This is a genomic window from Streptomyces sp. NPDC058964 (genome assembly GCF_042741275.1).
In the GTDB taxonomy this organism is placed as follows: Bacteria; Actinomycetota; Actinomycetes; order Streptomycetales; family Streptomycetaceae; genus Streptomyces.
In genome coordinates this window covers 1-16,672 of record NZ_JBHYKH010000168.1, presented here as the reverse complement: position 1 = coordinate 16,672, position 16,672 = coordinate 1, and the positions used below count along the sequence as shown (strand labels likewise).

The 16,672-nt window shown below is 73.2% G+C and carries 17 protein-coding genes, 1 tRNA gene and 2 pseudogenes; 10 read left to right on the top strand and 10 right to left on the bottom strand.

Annotated features, from left to right (window positions below; genetic code table 11):
• A pseudogene (locus ACFW2E_RS21485) lies at nt 1-181 on the top strand (hypothetical protein); the annotation flags it as partial.
• On the opposite strand, the gene ACFW2E_RS21480 reads toward ACFW2E_RS21485, so the two are convergent.
• From ACFW2E_RS21480 to ACFW2E_RS21465, 4 genes are all read right to left on the bottom strand, one after another.
• Nucleotides 169-714 carry a hypothetical protein gene (locus tag ACFW2E_RS21480; RefSeq protein ID WP_384468669.1) on the bottom strand — a complete coding sequence of 182 codons (546 nt, stop codon included), beginning with the start codon at nt 712-714 and terminating at the stop codon, nt 169-171. The pseudogene ACFW2E_RS21485 and the gene ACFW2E_RS21480 sit on opposite strands and share 13 nt — an antisense overlap.
• Nucleotides 715-888: 174 nt before the next feature.
• Nucleotides 889-2,367 carry a cellulose binding domain-containing protein gene (locus ACFW2E_RS21475; RefSeq protein WP_384468668.1) on the bottom strand — a complete coding sequence of 493 codons (1,479 nt, stop codon included), beginning with the start codon at nt 2,365-2,367 and terminating at the stop codon, nt 889-891.
• 110 nt (nt 2,368-2,477) lie between these two features.
• Nucleotides 2,478-3,878 carry a sensor histidine kinase gene (locus tag ACFW2E_RS21470; protein ID WP_384468667.1) on the bottom strand — a complete coding sequence of 467 codons (1,401 nt, stop codon included), beginning with the start codon at nt 3,876-3,878 and terminating at the stop codon, nt 2,478-2,480.
• Nucleotides 3,875-4,582, bottom strand: a complete 708-nt coding sequence (locus tag ACFW2E_RS21465; RefSeq protein ID WP_384468666.1) for a response regulator transcription factor — start codon at nt 4,580-4,582, stop codon at nt 3,875-3,877. The genes ACFW2E_RS21470 and ACFW2E_RS21465 overlap by 4 nt, the downstream gene beginning before the upstream one ends.
• A 99-nt stretch (nt 4,583-4,681) precedes the next feature.
• On the opposite strand from ACFW2E_RS21465, the gene ACFW2E_RS21460 reads away from it, so the two are divergent.
• The gene (locus ACFW2E_RS21460) at nt 4,682-5,203 is read left to right on the top strand and encodes a hypothetical protein (RefSeq protein ID WP_384468665.1); all 522 of its coding nucleotides are present in this window, start codon (nt 4,682-4,684) and stop codon (nt 5,201-5,203) included.
• 56 nt (nt 5,204-5,259) lie between these two features.
• Here the strand turns inward: ACFW2E_RS21460 and ACFW2E_RS21455 are convergent, their stop codons facing one another.
• Nucleotides 5,260-6,126: a spermidine synthase gene (locus ACFW2E_RS21455; RefSeq protein WP_384468664.1), complete on the bottom strand. Its 867-nt coding sequence runs from the start codon at nt 6,124-6,126 to the stop codon at nt 5,260-5,262.
• A gap of 44 nt (nt 6,127-6,170) precedes the next feature.
• Complete coding sequence (locus ACFW2E_RS21450; RefSeq protein WP_384468663.1) at nt 6,171-6,593, bottom strand: hypothetical protein; 423 nt, start codon at nt 6,591-6,593, stop codon at nt 6,171-6,173.
• Between the two features lie 251 nt (nt 6,594-6,844).
• Here ACFW2E_RS21450 and ACFW2E_RS21445 point away from each other — a divergent pair, with 251 nt between their 5' ends.
• Nucleotides 6,845-8,284 (top strand): hypothetical protein, encoded by a 1,440-nt coding sequence (locus ACFW2E_RS21445; protein ID WP_384468662.1) that lies wholly within the window; start codon nt 6,845-6,847, stop codon nt 8,282-8,284.
• 266 nt (nt 8,285-8,550) lie between these two features.
• On the opposite strand, the gene ACFW2E_RS21440 is transcribed toward ACFW2E_RS21445, so the two are convergent.
• Nucleotides 8,551-9,147, bottom strand: a complete 597-nt coding sequence (locus tag ACFW2E_RS21440) for a histidine phosphatase family protein (protein WP_384468661.1) — start codon at nt 9,145-9,147, stop codon at nt 8,551-8,553.
• A 206-nt stretch (nt 9,148-9,353) separates the two neighbouring features.
• Between ACFW2E_RS21440 and ACFW2E_RS21435 the strand changes: the two genes are divergently transcribed.
• The 7 genes from ACFW2E_RS21435 (at nt 9,354) to ACFW2E_RS21405 (ending at nt 15,651) form a co-directional block, all read left to right on the top strand.
• A complete protein-coding gene (locus ACFW2E_RS21435) occupies nt 9,354-10,304 on the top strand; it encodes a phosphatase PAP2 family protein (RefSeq protein ID WP_384468660.1) in 951 nt (316 codons plus the stop codon).
• Nucleotides 10,204-11,436, top strand: coding sequence for a hypothetical protein (locus ACFW2E_RS21430; protein ID WP_384468659.1), 1,233 nt, complete (start codon nt 10,204-10,206; stop codon nt 11,434-11,436). The genes ACFW2E_RS21435 and ACFW2E_RS21430 overlap by 101 nt, the downstream gene beginning before the upstream one ends.
• Complete coding sequence (locus ACFW2E_RS21425; protein WP_384468658.1) at nt 11,427-13,016, top strand: hypothetical protein; 1,590 nt, start codon at nt 11,427-11,429, stop codon at nt 13,014-13,016. The genes ACFW2E_RS21430 and ACFW2E_RS21425 overlap by 10 nt, the downstream gene beginning before the upstream one ends.
• Complete coding sequence (locus ACFW2E_RS21420; RefSeq protein ID WP_384468657.1) at nt 13,013-14,347, top strand: AAA domain-containing protein; 1,335 nt, start codon at nt 13,013-13,015, stop codon at nt 14,345-14,347. Before ACFW2E_RS21425 ends, ACFW2E_RS21420 begins: the two co-directional genes overlap by 4 nt.
• Before the next feature lie 162 nt (nt 14,348-14,509).
• The gene (locus ACFW2E_RS21415; RefSeq protein ID WP_384468656.1) at nt 14,510-14,881 is read left to right on the top strand and encodes a hypothetical protein; all 372 of its coding nucleotides are present in this window, start codon (nt 14,510-14,512) and stop codon (nt 14,879-14,881) included.
• Between the two features lie 127 nt (nt 14,882-15,008).
• Nucleotides 15,009-15,587: a bifunctional DNA primase/polymerase gene (locus ACFW2E_RS21410; RefSeq protein ID WP_384468655.1), complete on the top strand. Its 579-nt coding sequence runs from the start codon at nt 15,009-15,011 to the stop codon at nt 15,585-15,587.
• A tRNA-Lys gene (locus tag ACFW2E_RS21405) sits at nt 15,578-15,651 on the top strand. Before ACFW2E_RS21410 ends, ACFW2E_RS21405 begins: the two co-directional genes overlap by 10 nt.
• On the opposite strand, the pseudogene ACFW2E_RS21400 reads toward ACFW2E_RS21405, so the two are convergent.
• The 3 genes and pseudogenes from ACFW2E_RS21400 to ACFW2E_RS21390 form a co-directional block, all read right to left on the bottom strand.
• Nucleotides 15,617-15,787 (bottom strand): annotated as a pseudogene (locus tag ACFW2E_RS21400) (acyl-CoA synthetase); the annotation flags it as partial. The gene ACFW2E_RS21405 and the pseudogene ACFW2E_RS21400 overlap by 35 nt on opposite strands.
• The gene (locus ACFW2E_RS21395; protein ID WP_384468670.1) at nt 15,703-15,927 is read right to left on the bottom strand and encodes a hypothetical protein; all 225 of its coding nucleotides are present in this window, start codon (nt 15,925-15,927) and stop codon (nt 15,703-15,705) included. The pseudogene ACFW2E_RS21400 and the gene ACFW2E_RS21395, both read right to left, overlap by 85 nt.
• Nucleotides 15,928-16,012: 85 nt before the next feature.
• The gene (locus ACFW2E_RS21390) at nt 16,013-16,477 is read right to left on the bottom strand and encodes a DUF3592 domain-containing protein (protein WP_384468654.1); all 465 of its coding nucleotides are present in this window, start codon (nt 16,475-16,477) and stop codon (nt 16,013-16,015) included.
• Nucleotides 16,478-16,672 lie beyond the last annotated feature (195 nt).

The following is a 16,672-nucleotide window of genomic DNA, read 5'->3' as shown; positions in this document are numbered from 1 at the left end:
GGCATCCCGCCCGAACGCGCAGAACGCCCAGAGCACGCAGGACGACCACCACGACCACCACGACCACCACGACCAGGACGACCAGGACGACCAGGACGAGTGGACCCACCCCGCCACCGCCACCCACACCCCCCCCACCCCCGCCCCCGCCCCCCCCCGCCCCTCGGGTCAGGAGCCGTAGAGCTCGGTCATCTCCGTGAACTTGCCGTCGCTGTTCACGGCCACGTCGAAGAAGTTCTCGCCGTAGCAGTCGCTGGTGTCGGCGGGGGTCGTGGAGGTCTCCTGCGCGGTGCCGTTGACGCAGACACGGATGTGCGCGAGGCCGCCGCCCGCGGCGGTGAGCCTCGACGGCCCCTTCTTCTTCACGTGGAGGACCGTGATGGGCGTGTCGTCGGAGGCGACGGTGTACGTCCGTTCCTTCCCCGTCGCGTCGTAGAAGGCGCCCTCGTCGGGGTTGCAGCTCTGCGTGGCGTCCTTGGTGGTGAGGGTGTTCATGGCACCGGAGACGCTCTCGACCAGGACGTACTTGTGGCCCGGGGCGAGGGTCGGGCAGCCGCCCTTGGCGGTGGGGCTCGCCGAGGTCGTGGGGCTCGCCGAGGCAGGAGTGCCGCCGGTGCTGCCGGCGGCCCCCGTGTCGTCGGGCTGGCAGGCGGTCAGCGTGAGCGCGGCACAGGCCAGCGCGGTGGCGCCAAGGGCATGACGGATGGACGGCACGGTTCCCCCGATATGGTGCGGCCCGGACGCACACGGCCCGGGCGGACGGCATGAGCAAGGGCCCGCGCGCCGCTGTGCATACCGGCGGCCCCGGGCCCGGGCCGAAGATCGACCCGGGCCGGAACTATATAGGCATGTACCTGCCGAATCCGCGCAGCAGCCGCGGCGCGGCGGTCAGTTGAACGCCCCGAACGCCTTGGAGAACGCGAACCTGTCCTGGGTGATGGAGCTGCACGTGGCGTCCGCGGTGGGCTTGGTGCCGCCGTCGCACTGCTTGTCACGGGTCGCCGACCACATCGACAGCCAGCCGAGGCCCTTGGACTTGGCGAAGTTCACCAGCTGCGTGGCGTCGTCGACCTTGAACACCTCGGCGGAGACGTCGTTGACGCCGATCATCGGGGTGACGGCGACAGTCTTCCAGGCCGCACTGTCGGACAGGCCCAGCACGCTCTTGACCTGGGCCTGGGTGGCGGTGGCGGCCTGCTCGGCGTAGGAGCCCATGTCGCCGTTGTACGCGGGGCCGTAGTCCATCGCCATGATGTTGACCGTGCCGATCTTCACACCGTTGGACTTGGCGTTGGACAGGAGGTTCACGCCGTCCTGGGTGAGGCCCTCGGGCATCACCGGGAGGGTGAAGGAGACGTCCAGGCCCGGGTGCTGCGCCTGGAGCTTCGCTATCGCCTTCGCGCGCAGGGTGTTCGCCGCCGTGTTGGGCAGCGCGCCGCCTTCCACGTCGAAGTCGACCTTGGTGAGCTTGAACAGGTCCACGGCCTTGCCGTAGGCCGTCGCGAGCGCGTCCGCCGAGGAGCAGGTCGTGGCGAGTTCGGATCCGGACGCGCCACCGAAGGAGACGCGGACGTCACCACCCTTGGCCCGCAGGGCGCCGATCTGGGCGGCCACGCCGTCGCTCGCCAGGTCCGTCACCCCGCCCCACTTGGGGGTGCAGCCGCCGCCGTCCGTGACGAAGGCGAGGTTGTAGTTCTTCACGCCGGTCGCACTGGCGCTCGCGACCAGGTCGAAGGCGGGGTAGAGCGAGGTGTCCACGTAGGGGGCGAAGCCGGCGGAGGCGGTCGTGCCGATGCCGGTGCTCTGGGACGGGGAGGCAGTGGCCGTCGGGGTCGGGGTCGGCTTCTGGGTCGGGGTCGCGCTCTGGGTCGGAGTGGGGGTGGGGGTGGGGGTGGGGGTCGCGGACTGCGTCGGGCGGCCGCTCGGCTCGGGTGTGGCGGTGTCGTCGGCGGAACACTTGGCGTTGTCGATACGGCAACCGGTCGGATCGCCGGTGCCGTTCACCACGAAGCCGACGGTGACCGACTTGCCGGACGCCAGGCCGTCGGTGTCCCACTTGGCGGGCTTCACGGTGACGTGCTGCCCGCTCACGCTCGACTCGGCGTTCCACAGCGAGCCGAGCCTGGCACCGGCCGGCAGGTCGAACTCCAGCGTCCAGTCCTTCTCCGTCTGACCGCTGCTGTTCGTCACGACGTACTGCGCGGTGTAACCCGTCGACCAGCCACTGGTCCTGGTGTAGGCGGCACCGACACCGGCGGCATGCGCGATGCCGGTGAACATGATGGCTCCGCCGCCGACCACGGCCGCGGCGACGAGGCCGCCGATCGCCTTGTTCCTGCCACTGATCCTGCGCCGGTGCGTACTCATCGCTGGTGCCTGCCTTCGCTGTCCACGGGGTGGGGTGCGGCAGCACGCTAGCGGCAGAGATTCGGACAAACGGCCCGACAGGGGCGGCCGTTGAGGATCTTAGGGTGCGCTTAAGGAAGGGATCGGGAACGGTTAAAGGTAGAGACCAATCTGCCGGTCCGGCGGCGGCGCACGGCGCCTCGGTGCCCCCTGCGCACCGGCTCCCGCCCGTCCAGCTGGATCCAGATCCGCACCTCGGTGCCGCCGAGGACCGACGAGCCGATCCGCACGTCGCCGCCCGTCGATTCGGCGAGCCTGCGCACGATGTCCAGGCCCAGGCCGGTCGAGCCGTCGTTGCCCGAGCCGCGGCCGCGGGCCATCGCCGCCTCGGGGTCGGGTATGCCGGGGCCCGCGTCCGAGACCAGCACGATCACCGCGTCCTCCCCGTTGTGCACGTCCACCGCGAAGGCCGTGCCCTCGGTGGTGTGCCGGAAGACGTTACCGAGCAGCGCGTCGAGCGCGGCGGCCAGGTCGGCGCGGGCCACGGGTATGCGCACCGGCCGCTCGACCCCGGCCAGCCGCCACTTGCGGCCCTCGTCCTCGGCGAGCGCGGACCAGAACCCCATCCGCTCCCGGACCACTTCGGCCGCGTCACACCCGGCCCCGGGACCGGCCGCGGCGGTCTGCGGCTTGGCCTCCCGTGCGGTACGGATGATCGTGTCGACCTCGCGCTCCAGCTGGGCGACGGCGGACCGGGTCTGCTCGGCGGCCGGTCCGTCGCCGAGCGAGGCCGCGTTCAGGCGCAGGACGGTGAGCGGGGTGCGCAGCCGGTGGGACAGGTCCGCCGCCAGCTCACGCTCGTTCGCCAGGAGTTGGACGACCTGGTCGGCCATGGAGTTGAACGCCACCGCGGCCAGCCGCAGTTCGTTCGGCCCCTCCTCCGGCACCCTCGCCCCCAGCTTCCCCTCCCCCAGGTCGTGCGCGCTCTCGACCAGCCGCTGCGCGGGCTGCACCATCCGCACGCCCAGCCGGTCGGCGACCGCGACGGAGCCGACGATCAGCGCGACGCCGACGGCGGCGAGGACCGCCCAGGCCGTGCCGACGCCATTGCTGACCTCGGACTCGGGGACGTACACCTCGACGACGGCGACGCCGGAGCTCAGCGCGACCGGCTGGAGCAGTGTGGAGCCGCCGGGCACCTCGGTGGTCGAGGCGCGTCCCAGTCGGCGTACGGTCGCGATGTCCCGGTCCGCGGCACGCTGCCGGCCGATGTCCACGGCCGACGACGCGTCCGCGGCCGGTATGTGCACGGCCATCCCGGAGTCCGCGCCCGCCGAGACGACCACCCGCTCCAGCTTGTCGCGGTCGGTGGTGATGGACAGCGCGGGGGCGACCGCGGCCGCCTCCCGCTCGGCGTTGGAGAAGGCACGGTCACGGGCCATCTCCTTGATGACCAGACCGAGCGGGACGGCGAAGGCGACCACGACCATCGTGGTGACCGCCAGACAGACCTTGACCAGTGCCCATCTCATGGCGTCGGCTCCGCCTCCCCGGGCGGCTCCAGCTTCACGCCGACGCCCCGCAGGGTGTGCAGATAGCGCGGCCGCGCCGCCGTCTCGCCCAGCTTCCGGCGCAGCCAGGACAGATGCACGTCGATGGTCTGGTCGTCGCCGTACGACTGCTGCCAGACCTCGGCGAGCAGTTCCTTGCGCGGCACGACGACACCGGGGCGGCCGGCCAGGAAGGCGAGCAGGTCGAACTCACGGCGGGTCAGGTCCAGCCGCATGCCGTCGAGTTCGGCCTGGCGGCGCAGCGGATCGACGGTCAGACCGCCGACGCGGATGACGGTCGAGGGCGGGCTGTCGCCGACGGCCGCGCGGGAGCGGCGCAGCACGGCGGCGATGCGGGCCGACAGGTGCTCCACCGAGAACGGCTTGGTGAGGTAGTCGTCGGCCCCGGCGTTCAACAGCCGTACGACCTCCGTCTCGTCGTCGCGCGCGGTGGCGATGATGACCGGCACGTCGGTGATGCCGCGCAGCATCTTCAGGGCCTCGGAGCCGTCCAGATCGGGCAGTCCGAGGTCCAGGATGACCACGTCGAAACGGAAATGGGCGACCTCGCGCAGCGCCTCCAGCGCCGTACCGACGCTGCGCACGGTGTGCGAGGCGTCGGTCAGATGCCGGATGAGCGCCGAACGTACGAACTGGTCGTCCTCGACCACGAGCACACTTGCCATGCGCCGCACCGTACGCCATGGGAGCGATGCCGGTCCGGCACCTGTGGATAACCTCGACCATGTGCGGCCCGTGCGACGGGTGAGGCAGTATGGCACGCGATGCTCAGAGGACTCGTACACGTACTGGCTTGGTCGCTCGCCACGGGCGCGGCGGTCACGCTGTCGTGGTGGGGCGTCCACACGGTCATGACGGGGACCGCGTACGACCCGCCGCGCGCCCTGCCCATCACCGCGGCCGACTCGACGACACAGGCCGCCTCGAAGCCGCTGGCGTCCTCGACCTCCCGGCCGTCTGCGCCTTCGGGGACCCCGTCCGGCAAGTCCTCCGCCTCCGGCACGCCGGCGCCCGCGCGGACCCCTGCGTCGAAACTCTCGACCGCCCCGTCCCAGACCACCGACGGCCGGGTCAGGGGCTATGACACCGACGGCGGGCGGGCGGTCTTCGACCTGGGCAGGACCAGCGCGACGCTCGTCTCGGCCACCCCGGGCACCGGCTGGTCGATGCAGGTGTGGAAGACGGAGACATGGATCCGGGTGGAGTTCAGCAGGGGCGCGGACCGGGTGTCGGTGTTCTGCACCTGGCACGACGGGCCGCCGCACGTGGAGGTGGGCACCTACTGACAGCGCCGTCCGGCGGCGGGCGAGCGAAGGACGGCCGGCGAGCGCCGGGCCGGGACCTAGCGGAACACGGAGGGCGGCGGGGCCGGGGAGGCCACGGCCGCCGCGTCCGTCACGGGCACCGCCCCGCCGGTGAAGTCGGTGAGCTGCCTGCCGTGTTCGACCCGGCCGGGGTGCGGGTCGGAGGCGGCCCGCCGGGTCAGTTCGGCGACCGGCAGCGGTCGGTCGGAGGCCAGGAGGACCGCGTTGCCGAACCGCTTGCCGCGCAGCACGGCCGGATCGGCGGCGAGTGCGAGTTCCGTGAACCGGGCGGCCGCGGTGGCGATCTGGCCGCGCAGATGGGCGAGCGGCGGCCCGTCGGCGAGGTTGGCCGCGTAGACGCCGGTCGGGTTCAGGGCCCGGCGGACCTCGTCGAGGAACTCGGCCGAGGTGAGGTGGGCGGGCGTGCGAGCCCCGCTGAACACGTCCGAGACGACCAGGTCGGCCCAGCCGTCGGGCACCTTGGCCAGGCCTTCGCGGGCGTCCACCGACCGCACCCGGATCCGGGCGCTCGGATCCAAGGGGAGTTCCCGGCGAACGAGTTGGACGAGACTCGCGTCGCGCTCGACTATCTGCTGGGTGGAGCGGGGGCGGGTGGCGGCGACGTACCGGGCGAGCGTGAACGCGCCACCGCCGAGGTGTACGACGTGCACGGGCTTGCCGGGCGGTGCGACCAGGTCGATGACGTGCCCGAGCCGGCGCTGGTACTCGAAGGAGAGGTACGCCGGGTCGTCGAGGTCGACGTGCGACTGCGGGGCGCCGTCGATCAGCAGCGTCCAGGCCCGGCCGCGGTCGGGGTCGGGTATGAGCTGCGCGAGCCCGCCGTCGACGGTCTCCGTGACGACTTCGGCGGCCGGTCTGCGCCGTTGGTTCCTGGACTTCCCCACTCCGCCATTTTCGCAGGCGGCGCGGGGTGCTGCCGCGCGAGGCCTCAGCGGCGGCTGTCCGCGGCCTCGATCAGCCGCGCCGCCTCGCCCAGGGCTCTTCGCAGCACCGCCGGATCCGTCGCGAGGTCGGCGTCGCCGGGCGGCAGCAGCCAGTCCGACCCCTTCACCGGCGGCTCCGGATTCAGGCTGAGCCCGCGGCCGTTGGTCTCCGTGCACGTGCTCCCCGGGACGTCCCACGCGGCCGCGGTCCCCGGCGGCACCAGGAAGCCGAGCGTGTCGCACCCGCCGTCGTGCAGTACGGGCCCCACCGCGTCCCCGGCGGCCCCCCGCCGCAGGATGTCGACGGCCTCCAGCCCCTGCCGGGCGGGCACCGTCACGAGGTCGCACGCCGTCTCCGGCGGCGCGCAAGGGTTGTCGTGCGTACAAGGATCGTTGCTCTGGCTGGTCTCCATCCCGGCCTCCACCACGCAGCCCTCCTGCAGTCCATGAGGTCCAACGCACGGCGGCGTCAACGGCTACGGCACAAGTCAGCCGCAAAGGATGGCAGTTCATGGCAGATCGTGGATGAGATATCCGGTTTGTAGCCAAACGCAGCGTGGCGGGTCGGATACAGCAGGTACGTTCTTGCCCGCCGGAATCAAGATGCCGCACGGGCCGTTGGGCCGTGTTTCACGCCGAATCCGGCACGGTTCGACGGTTCGCACGAGAGGACCCGGCCATGGCGTCGTCAACCGTGACCTCGTCACAGTCCGAGCGGCCACCACGGCCGAACCTCGCCTTCCGGCGTCTGCGCGGCCGGCGGTCACCCGCCGAGTTCGCGGCGCTGGTGCGGCGGGCCGCCCACGAGATCGGCGAGCGGGTCAGTTGTGACGCGCGCTACATCGGCCGGGTGGAGGCGGGCGAGATCCGCTGCCCGAACTATGCGTACGAACGGGTGTTCCTGCACATGTTCCCCGACCGCACGCTCGCCGACCTCGGCTTCGCGCCGCGCTCGTCCGTCCGCGGACGCGGGGCGCGCCCGGCCGGGGAGGCACCCCCCTCGCTCATCACGAGTCCGGCGTTCGCGACGAGTGAGACGCGGGAGGCCCACGAGCCGTATGACACGCAGGACCCGTACGACACGCACGAGAACCACGAGGAGAGCGACGTGCTACGTCGCGCATTCATGACCGGCGGGGGCGCCACGGTGGCCGCCGCGCTGGGCCCGTTCGGGCTCACCATCGACGCCGCGGCCGCCGACCGGCCGATCCGCCGCGCCGGGTCCGGGGAGGCTGCCGCCCTCGAGGAGGCCGTCCGCAGAATCCGACTGCTCGACGACCGGCACGGCGCGGACGGCCTCTACCGGCGCGCGGCGGCTCCGCTGCGCGCTGCCTACGCGCTGCTGGACGCCGGTGCGACCCGGCAGACGACCGCCGACCGCCTGCACTCGGGCGCGGGTGAACTCGCCATCTCCGTGGGCTGGCTGGCGCACGACTCCGGTCGCTTCGACGACGCGCGCTCCCACTACGCCGAAGCGCTCGCCACCTCACGTATGACCGGCGATCCCGCGCTGGAGGCGCACGCCTTCTGCAACATGGCGTTCCTGGCCCGCGACGCCGGGCGTCCGCGTGAGGCGGTCCGGGCGGCCCAGGCCGCGCAGCGCGCCGCGCGCCCGCTGGGCTCGGCCCGGCTGATGTCGCTGCTCGCGCTGCGCGAGGCGGGCGGCTGGGCGGGGCTCGCCGACCGCACCGGGTGCGAGCAGGCACTGGCCCGCGCGCAGGCCCTCTACGAGCGAGGCCACTCGGACGCCGATCCCGAGTGGATGAGCTTCTACGGAGAGGCCGAACTGGAGGGGCTGGAAGCGCAGTGCTGGTCGACGCTGGGCGACTGGCCGCGCGCGGCCCGGCACGCACGCTGGGCCGCGCAGCTCCAGGATCCGCACTTCAGCCGGAACATCGCCCTGTACACCACCGAGCTCGCCGACGACCTCGCGCGCGGGGGGCGGCCCGACGAGGCGGCGACGGCCGGGATGAAGGTCCTCGACCTGCTGGGCCAGGTCCAGTCGTCCCGCATCCAGACGATGCTCTCGGGCACGGCACGGGTGCTGCTCCCGCACCGGCGCGCCTCCGGCGTCTCGGAATTCCTGGAGAGACACGCCTCGCTGCCCCGTCCGGTATGAGGCGGCCCACGCCCGGCGGTCGGCCTGCGCGTACGGCGTCCGGCTCATGGCGCTGCGGGTCCGCAAGGCGGACGACCGACCGGGCGGAGCGGCCGGCTGCCGCGCGCGGTGTACGGCGACACCGGATATGAGGCCGTACGGCAGGCGGCCGGCCGGCGACACTGCCGCCGCACACGGCATACGGTCGGCCGGGGACGAGTCCGCGGCCTGGGCTGCTGAGTCCGAGAGGCAGCCGGACGCCGTGCCCGGCGTGTGGTCGTGACGGGCTACGCGGCCAGGTGGCCCAGGTCGTTCCAGCTCTCGATCGCCGGTTCGCCGTAGGCCCAGCCCAGGACCGACAGGGACGTCGGGTTGAGGCGGATCCGGGCGGCGAAGTCCAGCGGCAGGCCCAGCCACCTCGCCCCGATGGAGCGCAGGATGTGTCCGTGGGCGAAGACCAGGACGTCGCTGTCGGCGGACCGGGCCCACTCCACCACCTCGTCCGCCCTCGCCGTCACCTCGGCGAGGGTCTCCCCCTCGGGCACACCGTCGCGCCAGATCAGCCAGCCGGGCCGGACCGCCTGGATCTCGGCGGGGGTCATGCCCTCGTAGGCGCCGTAGTCCCACTCCACGAGCGTGTCCCAGACCTGCGCACGTCCGCCGAACCCCGCGAGTTCGCACGTCTCACGCGCGCGTGCCAGCGGGCTGGTGCGCACCTCCACGTCGGGCAGCCCGTCGAACGGCGCCCGGTGCAGGCGCTCGCCGAGCAGTTTGGCACCCTGCCGTCCCTCGTCGAGGAGCGGAATGTCGGTCCTGCCGGTGTGCTTGCCGGACAGCGACCACTCCGTCTGTCCGTGCCGGGCCAGCAGGATGCGCGGTGCCATGTGTGACCTTTCCGGAGGAGATGTCGGAAGACGGTGATTCGGAGGCGGAACCCCTCCATCATCGCGCACCCTGTCCGCGGGCAACCCGCCGGGAGATCCCTGCGTCTTTGAGGGCTGGAACACCCCGAGAGGGCCGAACGCGTACACCGTAAAGTGTCCCGGTCGGCCCACCGGGTGCCGCGGAACAGAAGGGGGAGGGCGATCGGATGCCGCAGACCGAGACACCGGGCACCGAGGTGTCCCCGCGAACCCGGCTGCGCTGGTGGACCGAGCTGCCCCTGATCCTCCTGGTGTACGGCTGCTACTCGGCCGGCCGCCTCCTCGCCCGGGGCGACGTCTCCGGCGCCGTCGACCACGGCCTCGCGATCCTGCGCGTCGAGAAGGCCCTGCACATCAACGCCGAGCACCCGCTCAACCGCCTGTTCACCCGCGAGGCGTGGCTCGGCGTGCCGGCCGACTTCTGGTACGCGTCGCTGCACTACCTGGTCACGCCCGTGATCCTGGTCTGGCTGTTCCGCAGGCGCACGCAGTTCTACCGCGCCGCCCGCACCTGGCTGATGACGTCCACGTTCATCGGTCTGATCGGCTTCACGCTGCTGCCGACCTGCCCGCCCCGGCTGCTCTCGGCGGGCCACGGTTTCGTCGACACGATGGCCCAGTACAGCTCGTACGGCTGGTGGGGCGGCCAGGCCAGCGCCCCACGGGGCATGGGCGGTATGACGAACCAGTACGCGGCCATGCCCAGCCTGCACGTGGGATGGGCGCTGTGGTGCGGCGTGATGCTCTGGCGCTACGGCGGCACGCGCGTCACGAAGATCCTCGGCGTCGCCTACCCGCTGCTGACCGCGATCGTGGTCATGGGCACCGCCAACCACTACTCGCTCGACGCGGTCGCGGGCGTCGCCGTGATGGGCGTCGGACTGCTGCTCGCGCCGTACGTGATGCGCACCGCCGACCGGGTCCGGGCCCTTCTGGCCCCGCGCGCCTCGGTCGTCGCAGCGCGCTCCGACGGCACAGGTTCCCCGATTGTCAGTGGCGGATGCCAGACTTCCACGGGTGAACGAATTCCACGGCAGCGCGAGGAGCTCAGGTCCGCGGCCGAGCCGGACGCCTCTCCCACCGACGCCGGGGACGGCGCTGCGGCAGCGGCTCGCTGAGCTGCGCGGACCGGACGTACCGGCCAAGGCCCTGGACGCGCGCGCCCTCGCGGCGCTCGCCGCCAACCCCGGGTGCCGGCGGCGCGCGATCCTCGACGGCGCCGGGGTGGACAAGGTGGCGCTGGCGGGCGCGCTGGGCGTGCCGTCCGCGTTCGGGCAGTCGCAGTTCGCCCTCACCCGGGGCAACGCGTTCGAGGCGCGGGTCAAGGCCGACGGCGGCGCCGAGCTGCTGAGGCTGGCGCACACCAGACTGGACCCGGGCGCCGAACCCCCGCACGAGGCCGCCGTGCCGGACCTCTCCGCGATCGGCCCCCAAGGCCGCACGGCGCGCACGGCACTGGCGCTGCGCGAGGCCGCCGGGGCGCCCGGCACGTGGACGCTGCTCGACCACCCCATGCTCGCCCTCGACGTCGCGGGCTCCCCCGCCTTCCTGGAACCGGACGCGGTGGTCGTCCACCCGGACGGCAGCTGGACGGTCGTGGAAATCAAGTCCTTCCCCATGCTGGACGGTTCGGCCGACCCGGCGAAGGTGGGCGCGGCCGCGCGGCAGGCGGCGGTGTACGTGCTGGCGCTGGAGGACCTCGCGGGCCGCATCGACCCGGCCCCGCGCGTGCGTCACCGCGTCCTGCTGGTCTGCCCGAAGGACTTCTCCAACCTCGCCACCGCCTCCGCCGTCGACGTCCGCAAGCAGCGTGCGGTCACCGCCCGCCAGCTGGCCCGGCTCACCGGCATCCAGGACATCGCCGACGCACTGCCCGAGGGCACCTGCTTCGCCCCGGACCTGCCGGCCGAGCAGCTCACGGCCGCCGTCGAGTCCGTCCCGGCGACCTACGCCCCCGAGTGCCTGGCCGCCTGCGAACTCGCCTTCCACTGCCGGGAACGCTCCCGCGCCGCCGGTGCGGTGACCACCCTCGGCCGTCCGGTCCGTGCCGAACTGGGCGGCCTGACCACGGTCGACGACGTGCTGTCCGCGGCCCGCGGCGAGAGCGGCGACCCGGACGACCCGGCGGTGGCCGCACTGCGCAGGGCCGCGGCCCTGCGGGCGGAGGCGCTGTCGGCCGCCGGCGGGGCCGGCCTTCCCGGGGGCGTGCCCGGGGCCAGGCCCGGCCAGGAGGTGACCCCTTGTCGCTGATCGCCACCCTCGCCCGGCTGGAGGCCGTCAGCACCGGCCGCGCCCGTCCAGCCGCCACCGTCCTGCACCGGCATCTGTCCGACCGTCCCCTGGTGTTCGTGCCGCTGACCACCGCCGGTGAGAGCGGTGCCCCGCTCGGGGCGCTGGTCGGCACCGACCGCGCCGCGCCGCGCCTGCTCGTCGTACCGCAGCCGCGCGACCGCGACCTGCGCTTCGCGTTCCTCGCCGAACTGGCCGACGTCGTCCTGCCGTACATCGACTCCTGCGCCGAGGCCGTGGAGGCCGCTGAGCGCACCGAGACCGACCCGGAGACCGGCAAGCGCGTCAAGGTCGAGGTGGAACTGTGCGCGGACGCCCCGCAGTTGATCGTTCCGGGCCGCGCGGGCGTCGATTTCGTACGGCTGCTGGGCCGCTCCATGCGGTTCCGCCGCACCGCCGAGCAGGAGCCCGAGGCCCCGTACCCCGCACCGCCCCGGGTGCCGTTGCTGGGGCGCTGGCTGACCCACTTCGGGGAGCGGGCCAGGGTGCCCGGCTCCTCACTGCTGCTGGCCGCGACGGACGTACTGGCCAGGCACTGGGCGACGGGGCAGTCCAGCCTGGAGGACCAGCACCTGGGCGCGCTGCTCGCCTGGATCGACCCGCCGGAGGGCGAGAGCGGCGCCGAGGCGGCCCTGCGCGCCGCGCACGCGCGGGACGCCGGCGACCAGCTGCTGTGCCCGCCCGCGGGCCCAGCCACGGACCCGGCGTTCGACAACAAGCTGCTCGCGCCCGCGTTCGAGCGCTACGACCGCGCCAGGGTCGCCCTCGCCGCCGCCGAGGACGGCCTGGAGGCCGACGACCGGCTCGGCGCGCTCACCGCCGCCGAGCGGGAGATCCGCGCCCTGGTGGAGAGCCGTACGCGCCCCACCTGGGACGCGGTGTGGCGCGGGATCGACCTGCTGCGCGCGCTTCCGGAGGGCGCGCGTGTCGAGGAGCGGTGGACCCGGGACCGCTGGTCGTTCACCGGCCACCGGGACCGCGTCCTGGCCGGGGAGCCCCCGCAGCCGCGCCGCGACGACGCCGTGACGGCCGCCAACAAGCTCGCCACGCGCGAGCGCGAACAGGCCCGTCTGGAAGCCCAGGAGGCCCTGGACGACCCGCTGGTGATGGCCGGGCGGCGGCTGTCCGGGGAGGCCTTCGCGGGCGAGGTCGTCGATGTCGTCATGGCGTACAGCGAGGGCAAGCGGCCCAGCCCGCGCCCGCTGGTCACGGTCCGCACGGACGACCGGCCGCATCTGGGGGAGCGGGCGAAGGTGTACCGCTCGCTGGGCGGGAAGCCGCAGGCCGCCGAGTTCGTCGGGCACGAGGGCGAGGGGCTGGTCGTGCTGCGCATCGTCGACAAGATGGGCCGCGGCAAGGAGCCGGAGGAGGGGTCGGTGCCGGAGAAGGGCGACCTGATCTGCTGCACGCTGTTCGAGCACGAGCAGCGGGGCGGGGCCAAGCTCCCCGACCCGGAGCAGACACCGTGGACGCACGGTGGTCCGCCGGGCGAGGCGGAAGCCGAGGCCGCCGACGCCGTGACCGAGGAGGACGTCCTGTGACGGCACCGGCCTTCGACCCCGCGACGGCCGCCGCGCAGGCCACCGACGCGATCCTCCGTGACACCCTGCGCGGCACCGACCGGGGCGTGGTCGTGGACTCGCCGCCCGGCGCCGGCAAGTCCACGCTCGTCGTCCGCGCGGCGCTCGAACTCGCCGGTGCCGGGCGCCCGCTCATGGTGGTCGCGCAGACCAACGCCCAGGTCGACGACCTGGTCGTGCGGCTCGCCGAGCAGAGCCCCGACCTGCCCGTGGGCCGCCTGCACAGCAGCGACGCGGAGCCGTACGACAAAGCGCTGGACGACCTGCCGAACGTACGGAAGTCGTCGAAGGCGGCGGACCTGAGCGGCATCCCGGTCGTCCTGTCCACCGCTGCGAAGTGGGCGCACGTCAAGGTGGACGAGCCCTGGCGGCACGCGATCGTCGACGAGGCGTACCAGATGCGCTCGGACGCGCTGCTCGCCGTGGCCGGGCTGTTCGAGCGGGCGCTGTTCGTGGGCGACCCGGGACAGCTGGACCCGTTCGCGATCGTGGGCAGCGAGCAGTGGGCGGGGCTGTCGTACGACCCCTCGGCCTCGGCCGTGACGACGCTCCTGGCGCACAACCCGGAGCTGCCGCAGCACCGCCTTCCGGTGTCCTGGCGGCTGCCCGCCTCGGCGGCCCCCCTGGTCTCGGACGCCTTCTACCCGTACACGCCGTTCCGCAGCGGCACGGACCACGGCGACCGCCGTCTCGCCTTCGCGGTGCGGTCGGACGGCTCCGGCCCGGACCGGGTGATCGACGAGGCGGCGGAGTCGGGCTGGGGCCTGCTGGAGCTGCCCGCACGGCACACTCCGCGGACCGATCCGGAGGCGGTGCGGGCGGTGGCGGCGGTCGTACGGCGGCTGCTGGACCGGGGCGGCGCGGCCGTGTCGGAGCGCTCGCCGGTACCCGCTCCCCTGACCGCGGACCGGATCGCGGTCGGCACGGCGCACCGGGACCAGGCGGCTGCGGTGCGGGCGGCGCTGACGGAGCTGGGCGTGCCGGACGTCACCGTCGACACGGCGAACCGTCTGCAGGGCCGGGAGTTCGATGTCACGGTCGTCCTCCACCCGCTCTCCGGCCGCCCCGACGCAACGGCCTTCCACCTGGAGACGGGACGCCTGTGCGTCCTCGCCTCCCGTCACCGCCAGGCCTGCATCGTGGTCTGCCGGGCCGGCGTGAGCGACCTCCTTGACGACTACCCGTCGACGGAACCGGTCCAGCTGGGAACGATCGTGAAGTTCCCGGACGGGTGGGAGGCGAACCACGCGGTGCTCGCGCACCTGGCCGAACACAAGGTGGCGCACCCCTGACCGACCGGCCCGCACCTCGCGGCGGAGGAATACAGACCCGAACTGTTGGGAAGCGAACCACGCGGTGCCGGTGTTCTTCGGGGTGCCCCGCGCGGACGCGAGACAATGGACGGTGGCCCACCCAGAAGGCGGCGCCCACCGAACGTACGAGGAGGAGAAGACATGGCGGAGCCCACGCCGCGTCGGAACGAACCGCGGCTACGCCCCGCGCCCCTGCTCTTCGAGCCCGTGGAGGCGGTCGCCGACCCTGAGCACTTCTTCGACCTGGAGTCGATCGAGGACCCCCGTGCGCTGCTGGCGCGGGCGACGGAGCTGACGCAGGCGTTCCGCGCGGCCACGGACCGGGCGATGGAGTTCCAGGCCATCGCGGCGGCGCAGCTGGCCGATCCCCGGCGGTTCGACCGGCTCACCCCGGCGGACATCGCGGAGCGTGCCGAGTGGACCGAGGACTACGCCAAGAAGATGGTCGAGTTCGGGCGGGACCTGATGCGCGGAGCCGGCGCCGAGGGCCGCGGCACCGCCGATCCCGTGTGAGTGACGCCACCGGAGTCACCCGTACGGCATATGCCAGGCGGGCAAGATACTCCTCCCCGCCCCCTCCCGCCCCCGTTTTGTGCAACCCTCCGGAAGGGCTTGCTCACCGGCGGTAGATGTATCCCCCATGAGCAGCACACGGAATGTCACCTCCGACGGCGCCGCCTGGCTGGCCTCTGCCGGAACGTATCCGCGCAGCACACTCGCGTTCTGGGCGGAGCGCCCGGACGCACCGGTGGTCCTGCCCTGCGGCGCGGCCTTCGACGTGGTGAACGTGCCGGCGATCTTCGGGCGCCGGATGCTCGACCGGCTGTGGGACGAGGGGCCGGGCTCCGGGCCGGTCGCGGTGTTCCGGGGCCGGATGCTTCTGTTCGCCGCACCCGGCACGGCACAGCGGCTGCCCTCGCTGCTGGCCTGGGAGGAGTGGGGGACGCCGGAGGGCCGTGGCCGCACGGGAGACGTTCCGCCGCTCCTGTGCCACGGCACCGGGGACGCTGTGACCGTCCCGGCCCTCACCGGCGACGGCTCCTCCGCTCCGCGCGGCTCCCGCTGGCTGGTGGCTCCCGACACCCGGCACCCGTGGCTGCCCGGCCCCGAGATCCTGCTCTGGGCGGCCGTACGGGCGGCTCGCGCGGGCGTGCGGATATCGATTTTTCCTCCCGCCGATCAGGATGCTAAGGTCTACGACGTCAGCAGGCGCCGCTAGCTCAGTTGGTTAGAGCAGCTGACTCTTAATCAGCGGGTCCGGGGTTCGAGTCCCTGGCGGCGCACAGATGAAGGGCCCCTCGTGGACACGAGGGGCCCTTCGGCGTCCGCCTCGGTCAGCCTGCGGTACGCCCGCTCCCCGGGCGGCCGCCACCACACCGGGTCGTCACACCGGGCCCCTTCCCGCCCGAGTCCCGCTCGCGGATCTCGTCCGGGCCGTCGAGGAGCGGCAGACCGGTGGTCTTCCCGGTGACGACGAGCGCGCACTCGGTGTGAATGATCCACGCCCCGAAGCCCGGCGCCCGCGTCCGCGAGGAGTCGTCGGCCGCCCCGGCGGCCACCTCGTGGTGGGTCAGCGCCCTCCCTCTCGACTGACGGTACGCCGGATGCGGAGAGCCGCTACGGCATGAAGTCGGCGGAGAACCGCTACGGCATGAAGTCGTCCGTCGCCGAGAAGATCATGTGCGCGACGACCATGAAGCCGACACAGAAGGCGATGAACACGCCGAAGAAGACCAGCATGCAGCCCGTGCCCGCGGCCAGCTTCCCGCGGGCCGGGGGGTGGGCCGTGGCACGCTCCGGGCGGTCCGGCAGGTAGTACACGGTGACGTAGTCGCCCTCGATGACGGTCGACGGGCCGTTGACCTCGTCGAACCGGACGGCGCGCCCCTCGCGGGTGGTGAACTCGTAGACGTGGTGCAGGCTGGTCGACACCGAGGTGTCGCCACCGCCGCCGCTGGTCGTCGTGTACGAGCGCAGGCAGCGCGCCTCGGCCGTCAGGCCGTGGTCCCAGGCGCCGCTGATCTGCCGGCTGCGGCCGATCGTCTTGGCGGCCATGACGGACACCCCGGCGATCATGACGATAGGTATGACGTAGAACAGAACTTCCATGAGGTCCCCCGCGGTCTGCGCGCCGACGAAAGATCGGCGTGGCGGGAACCTACCCCCGTCACCGGTGGGGGTGTCTCAAGGGAAGCTCAGAACTTCGGGGCACGGCCTCGGGGCCCCCGGGGGGGGCGGGGGGGGGGGGGCCGCCGCGGGGGGGGGGCGCCCGGGCGCGCTGGCGGGGGGGGGGGTGGGGGTGGT